The organism is Streptomyces sp. NPDC058246 (assembly GCF_042881985.1).
GTDB lineage: Bacteria > Actinomycetota > Actinomycetes > Streptomycetales > Streptomycetaceae > Streptomyces.
This window is the reverse complement of sequence record NZ_JBHVWZ010000006.1, coordinates 381,586-388,448: the sequence shown is the minus strand read 5'-3', so window position 1 is coordinate 388,448 and position 6,863 is coordinate 381,586. Positions and strand designations below refer to the sequence as shown.

The following is a 6,863-nucleotide window of genomic DNA, read 5'->3' as shown; positions in this document are numbered from 1 at the left end:
TGGGGCTCATTGTTACCCCCCCCCCGGCGCTTCAGGAGCGGGATGGGGAGCGGCGTGAGGAGCGGGTGAGGAGCGGGGTCTGGGGCGGGGTCTGGGGCGGAGCCCCGGGTTCGGGACGGGCAGGAGCGGAGGGGGCGAAAACTCCTGTCCCGCACCCCCACACCGTGAGGGAACCGAACACCCCCGGAACGCGTGTTCAGGGGAAGGGGGGCGCTGCGGGGAGCTTCGTGCTGCGCCCGCGATCCGAACAAGATCCAGTCAAGGCCTGTGCGGATGTCAGTCCCGGCGGCGATACTTGCCGCCGTACACCTCTGTCCGCCGTCCGTGCTTCCCACGCACCGGGCGGAGGTGAGCCACGGATGACCATGGGGGAGGTCAAGTGACATACCCGCCGAACGGCGGCGCGGCGCCACCGGGACACCCCGGCGCGCCCACGATGCCGGCCGTACCACCGAGGGCCCCGCAGGGCGGCCTCCCCGGACCGCGGGGCGCCCTCGGTGCCCCGCCGAGCGCCCCCGCGACGCCCGAGCGCCGTACGGCATGGGCGGAGGGCGTCGACCGGCTGCGCGCCGCGGCGACGACGGAGCCGGGCAGGCTCCGCATCATCGGTGCCGTCCTCGCCGCCCTGGTCGTCGCGTTCGGCGCGGTCACCGCCTGGCAGATGACGGAGCGTTCGGCCGCGGCGGACGACGTGCTGCACAGCAGCCAGCCGCTGAGCGCGAGCGCCGCGGACATCTACCGCTCCCTCGCCGACGCCAACACCGCGGCGTCCAGCGGCTTCCTCGCCGGCGGCCAGGAGACGAAGGCCTCCCGCGACCGGTACGAGCAGGACATCAGGACCGCCGCCGCGAAGCTGATCACCGCCGCCAACAGCTCGCAGCCGGGCTCCCCCTCCGCCAAGACCATCTCCAAGCTGAACACGCTGCTGCCCGAGTACAAGGGCCTCGTCGAGCGGGCCCGCGCCAACAACCGGCAGGGCTACCCGCTCGGCGGCGCCTACTTGCGGTACGCGAACGAGAAGATGCAGAAGGAGATGCTCCCGGCCGCGCAGGATCTCTACCAGCGGGAGAACCAGCGGCTGAGCGCCGACTACGCGGACGCGAAGCCCTACCCGTGGGCCGCCATCGGCCTCGGCGTCCTCGCCCTCGGCGGCCTCGTCTGGGCCCAGCACCGCAACTACCGGCGGACGAACCGGGTGTTGAACCAGGGCCTGGTCGCCGCCACCGCCGCCTCCACGGTCGTCCTGCTGTGGCTCGTCGTCGGGCACAGCGTCGCGCGAGCCGGCCTGAACGAGTCGTACGACCACGGGGTCCGCTCTCTGAACGTGCTGCACGACGCCCGGATCGCCTCCCTGAACGCGCGGGGCAACGAGAACCTGACCCTGGTCAGCCGGGGCGCCGAGACGAAGACACTGGCCGACGGCACGACCAAGGACCTCTACGACTACGACTTCGACCAGGACATGAAGGCGCTCACCAAGGGACTGGCCCTGGCCGGTGACCTCGCCGACGACAAGGCGGGCGAGCAGCCGGTCCAGGCCGCCACCGCCAACATGAAGGTCTGGAAGACCCGCCACAAGGACGCCCGCGCGGAAGACGACCGCGGCGAGTACCAGAAGGCCCTGGACCTCGTGATCGGCGGGTCCGCCAAGGTCAAGCCGACCGGCGAGTGCTTCGACGGCGTGGACAAGAACCTGGCGCTCGCGCTGACGCACGAGGAGAGCGAGTTCCAGCAGGCGGCGGGCGACGGCCGGGACGCGATGGCCGGTCTGCCGACCGGCGCGGCGGCCCTCGCGGTGCTGGCCGCGGCGGGCGCGCTGCTCGGCATCGGGCGCAGGCTTTCGGAGTACCGGTGAGAGGAGGAGTGGCGATGACGGCACGACGCCTGAGGGCAAGCCTGAAGGGCTGGGGCGGGGTGGGCGCGATGGCCGTCGCCTGCGCCATCGCCGTGGTCTTCGCCCTGCTGCTGCCGCTGAGCGACGCGCACGGGGACGGCAGTACGGGCGTCGGCGGCCAGGGTGTGGCCGAGGGCACCCAGGCGAAGGCCGAGGAGTGCACCGACCCGCAGGACCAGAGTCTCGCCCCGTCCGGCGACGAGAGCGGCGCGACGATCGCGGCCATCAAGAAGCGCGGCTATCTGATGGTCGGCGTCGACCAGAACAGCTACCGCTGGGGCTACCGCGATCCGAACAACCCCAACAACAACAAGAAGGCCGATCTGGAGGGCTTCGACATCGATCTCGCCCGCGAGATCGCCCGGCAGATCCTCGGCAGTCCGAACGACATCCTGTTCAAAGCCATACCCACCAACCAGCGCATCCCCGCGATCCAGAGCGGCCAGGTCGACATGGTGGTCCGCACCATGACGATCACCTGCGACCGGCTGAGCCAGGTCGCGTTCTCCGCGCCCTACTTCCTGACCGGCCAGCAGGTCCTCGCCCCGCAGACCTCCGGCATCACGGGGTACGACAAGACGCTGGCGGACAAGAGGATCTGCTCGGCGGCGGGCTCCACCGCCTACGACAAGCTGGACGCCGACAAGAAGGCGGGCACACTCGTCGCCTCCGCCGACATCTCCACCACGGTGCCCAACCAACTCGACTGCCTGGTAAGGCTCCAGCTCGGCCAGGTCGACGCGGTGGTGACCGACGGCGCGCTCGCCGCGAGCCAGGCCGCGCAGGACCCGACGGTGGTGCTGAAGGGCAAGACGTTCACCACGGAGTACTACGGCGTGGCGATGAAGCGGGGCGCCGACGATCTGGTACGCCGGGTCAACCAGGTCCTGGAGGACTACCGCAAGAGCGGCTGGCGGCAGTCGTACGACACCTGGCTGTCCGCCACCCTCGGCAAGGACTCGCCGTCGCAGAACCCGCCCGCGGCGCACTACAAGTAACCGACCTGATACGACTGGAGAGTTACCCGGGCGCACCCGACACGCGCACAGGGAACGACGGAGAGCGAGAGGTGATCGATGGGCGTCACGGGACCCCCCGAGCCGGTGATGGACCGGGACGAGGTGGACCGTGCGCTGGCGCGGCTCGGCGCGGAGCACGAGGCCATCGAGACCTCCCTCCTCGCCCTGCAGGACCACGCGGGCCGCAGGCTCCTGGAAGGCGCCGAACTCACCGGCACGACCAAGGAGCGCTGGACGTCCACCGAGGCGTCGATCACCTTGCTGTGGGCGTACTTCGACGCGTACACGGACGCGCTGCGCTCCGCGCGCGACATCCGTTCCCGCAGGCGCTGGTCGAGCCGGGAGGACCTGGTCGAGCTGACCGAGCTGCTGCGCGGCGAGTGCGTCACGGTCGCGGGCAGCGCCACCGCCACGGCGAACGCGCCGACGCTGGCCGGCTCCAGCAAGCTCAGCGAGCGGTTCTCGCTGGCCGCCCTGGTGGACCGGATGAACGCGCTGTACGCGTCCTCGCTCGACATGGTGGTCGCCGCCGACGCCGTGTGGTCCGCGCTGCCCGCCCGGATCGATTTACTGGCCGCGGAGCTCCAGCGCACCCGCCGGCTCGCGCACTCGGTGGGGGTACGCCCCGGCGAGCACCCGTCGGGCGACGACCTGGAGCGGATCACCCGGACGCTGACCACCCTGCGCGAGCGGGTCGTCTCGGATCCGCTGGCCTACTGGGTCTCAGCGCAGGGCAGTTCGGCCCCCGGCGGCGGACGCCCGGACACGACGACGTACGACCGCGAGGCGCGCGCCCTGGAGGAGGTGCGCCGGGAGATCGACGCGGTGCTCACCGTCCGGCAGGACGCGGAGGCCCGGCTGGTGAAGCTGCGGGACGTGCTCAGCCGCGCGGACCGCACGCTCGCCGAGGCGCGCAGCGCCCGCGGTGAGGTGCTGGCGAAGATCGCCGCGTCGGAGGTGCCGGCCGTCAGCGGACCGCCGACGGCGCTCCAGGAGCAGTTGGCGACGGCCGCCGAGTACCGCAGACACGCCCAGTGGCACCGCCTCTCTCCGCTCCTGGAGTCGCTGGAGGAGCGGGCGGAGGACGAACTGCTGCGCGCCCGCGAGTCGTTGACGGCGGTCACCGCGCCGCTGGCGGTCCGCGCGGAGCTGCGCGGCCGCCTCGACGCGTACAAGGCGAAGGTCGCCCGGCACGGCCTCGCGGAGGACCCGTTCCTCATCGAGCGCTACGACGCGGCGCGCCGCATGCTGTGGAGCGCGCCCTGCGATCTGCGCGTCGCGGAGGAGGCGGTGCTGCGCTACCAGCGGGCGGCCGCCGATCTGCTCAGCCCGCGCGTGCCCGAGCAGGGCACGCCCGGTGACCGGGTCGACCGGAGGGGGGAATCGTGAGTCAGCAGCCTGTGGGACAGCAGCAGAAGTGCCAGCGGCCCGGTTGCTCGGGGTCGTACGAGGACGTGGGCGGCGGCGAGCTGTACTGCGACACCTGCGGCTTGGCCCCGGTCGTCTCCGCCGGCGGCATGGTGGGCTCGCCCCCGACCGGCATCACGGCGGGCGGCAAGGGCTCCCGGGGGTCCGGCCGAGGCTCCAACAGCAGCAGCGCGCGGAGCAGTTCGCGCGCCAGCTCGCGTGCGTCCTCGCGCTCCTCGCAGTCGCGGCGCTCGGTCTCGGGACGTCTGTCGCGCTCGCTGTCGGGCCGGTCGACGGGCCGCTCGGTGTCGGTCCGCAGCTCCGGTTCGACCGCCGGTTCCACGGGGCGCGGACGGCTCGGTGCCGGCCTGGTCGAGGTCCCGGGGGTGCCGCGGCCCGACCCGCGCGCGATGGTCCTGGAGAACCCCGAGGTTCCCGAGCGGAAGCGGTTCTGCTCGCGCCCCGACTGCGGTGCGCCGGTGGGGCGTGCGCGCGGCGAGCGGCCCGGGCGTACCGAGGGCTTCTGCACCAAGTGCGGCCACCCGTACTCGTTCGTGCCGAAGCTCGGCTCGGGCGACATCGTGCACGGCCAGTACGAGGTCGTGGGCTGTCTCGCGCACGGCGGTCTCGGCTGGGTCTACCTCGCCGTCGACCGCGCGGTCTCCGACCGCTGGGTGGTCCTCAAGGGCCTCCTGGACACCGGTGACCAGGACGCGATGGCGGCGGCGATCTCCGAACGGCGCTTCCTCGCCGAGATCGAGCACGCCAACATCGTGCGGATCTACAACTTCGTCGAGCACCTCGACCAGCGGACCGGTTCGCTGGACGGGTACATCGTCATGGAGTACGTCGGCGGAAAGTCGCTGAAGGAGATCGCCAACGGCCGCCGTACGGCCGCCGGGAAGCGCGATCCGCTGCCGGTCGAGCAGGCCTGCGCGTACGGGATCGAGGCCCTGGAGGCCCTCGGGCATCTGCACAGCCGCAATCTCCTGTACTGCGACTTCAAGGTCGACAACGCGATCCAGACCGAGGACCAGCTCAAGCTGATCGACATGGGCGCGGTGCGCAGGACGGACGACGACGAGTCGGCCATCTACGGCACAGTGGGCTACCAGGCGCCGGAGGTGGCCGAGGTCGGCCCGTCCGTCGCCTCCGACCTCTACACGGTCGCGCGCACCCTCGCCGTCCTGACCTTCGACTTCCAGGGCTACACGAACGTCTTCGTGGACTCCCTGCCCGACCCGGACAACATCGAGGTCTTCCGCCAGTACGAGTCCTTCTACCGGCTCCTGGTCCGCGCCACCGACCCCGACCCGGCCCGCCGCTTCGCCTCCGCGCAGGAGATGTCCGAGCAGCTGACCGGGGTGCTGAGGGAGGTCGTGTCGCTCCAGACGGGCCGGGCCCGCCCGGCCCTGTCCACCCTGTTCGGCCCCGAGATCAAGGTCACCGACACGGAGTTGTTCGGGAAGCCGGCCGGGGACGTCTCGCGGCTGGGGGCGCGGGTGCTTCCCGTACGCGGGAAGAAGAGCGCGCCACCGCTGCCCGCCGGGGCGAACGGCACTCGCGTACTCCCCCCGACGAGCGCTCCGGCCGCCCTGGTCAAGCCCGTCCAGGCCGCCGCCACCGCGCTCGCGCTGCCCGTCCCCCGGGTGGACCCGGGCGACCCGAACGCGGGCTTCCTGGCGGCGCTCATGGCGTCCGCGCCCGCGGAGCTGATCGCCGCGCTGCACGCGGCGCCCACCGGTTCCCCGGAGCTGCGGCTGCGCGAGCTGCGGGCCCGCCTGGAGATGGGTGAACTGAACAGCGCGTCACTGGCCGTCGAGGCCCTGGAGACGGACCACCCCGACGACTGGCGGGTGGTCTGGTACCGGGGCGTCGCGGCGCTCGCGACCGCGGAGTACGAGATCGCGGCGCTGTCCTTCGACGCGATCTACGACGCCTTCCCCGGCGAGCCGGCGCCCAAGCTGGCCCTCGGCCTGTGCGCGGAGGTGCTCGGGCAGCTGGACAACGCCGCGGAGTACTACCGGCTGGTGTGGACGACCGACCCCAGCTATGTGAGCGCGGCGTTCGGCCTGGCCCGCGTGCAGCTCGCCTCCGGTGACCGCCGTGGCGCCGTACGCACGCTGGAATCCGTACCGGAGGCGTCCATCCACTACACCGCCGCCCGGGTCGCGGCCGTTCGGGCGCGGCTGCGGGAGCGGATGGCCGAGGAGGCCGCGGCCGCGGCGTTCCTGGACGATCTGACCGCGGCGGCCGGCCAGGTCGAGGCGCTCGACGGATACGGTCTCGACGCGGTGCGACGCGAGCAGTTGTCCACAGAAGTCCTTGGCTGCGCGCTGGACTGGGTACTCTCCGGTAGCCAGGGTTCCGCTCCGGTTTCCGGTGGCGGCCAGGTGCTGCTCGGCAGCAAGCTGGACGAGCGCGGCCTCCGCTTCGGACTCGAGCGTTCGTACCGGACGCTGGCCCGGCTCGCGCGGGGCGGCGAGGAGAGGATCGACCTGGTGGAACGAGCGAATCGTTACCGCCCCCGGACGTGGGTGTGA

4 protein-coding genes are annotated in these 6,863 nt (G+C 72.3%); all 4 read left to right on the top strand.

What is annotated here, in order from left to right:
• The first annotated feature begins 379 nt into the window (after window positions 1–379).
• The 4 genes from ACFVXA_RS12525 (at window position 380) to ACFVXA_RS12510 (ending at window position 6,863) form a co-directional block, all read left to right on the top strand.
• Window positions 380–1,855 (top strand): hypothetical protein, encoded by a 1,476-nt coding sequence (locus tag ACFVXA_RS12525; protein WP_362018030.1) that lies wholly within the window; start codon window positions 380–382, stop codon window positions 1,853–1,855.
• A 14-nt stretch (window positions 1,856–1,869) separates the two neighbouring features.
• Window positions 1,870–2,892: a glutamate ABC transporter substrate-binding protein gene (locus ACFVXA_RS12520; RefSeq protein WP_383742644.1), complete on the top strand. Its 1,023-nt coding sequence runs from the start codon at window positions 1,870–1,872 to the stop codon at window positions 2,890–2,892.
• Window positions 2,893–2,970: 78 nt separating this feature from the next.
• A complete protein-coding gene (locus ACFVXA_RS12515) occupies window positions 2,971–4,302 on the top strand; it encodes a hypothetical protein (RefSeq protein WP_362018027.1) in 1,332 nt (443 codons plus the stop codon).
• Entirely contained in the window at window positions 4,299–6,863 is a 2,565-nt protein-coding gene (locus tag ACFVXA_RS12510) for a tetratricopeptide repeat protein (protein WP_383905990.1), read from the top strand. The genes ACFVXA_RS12515 and ACFVXA_RS12510 overlap by 4 nt, the downstream gene beginning before the upstream one ends.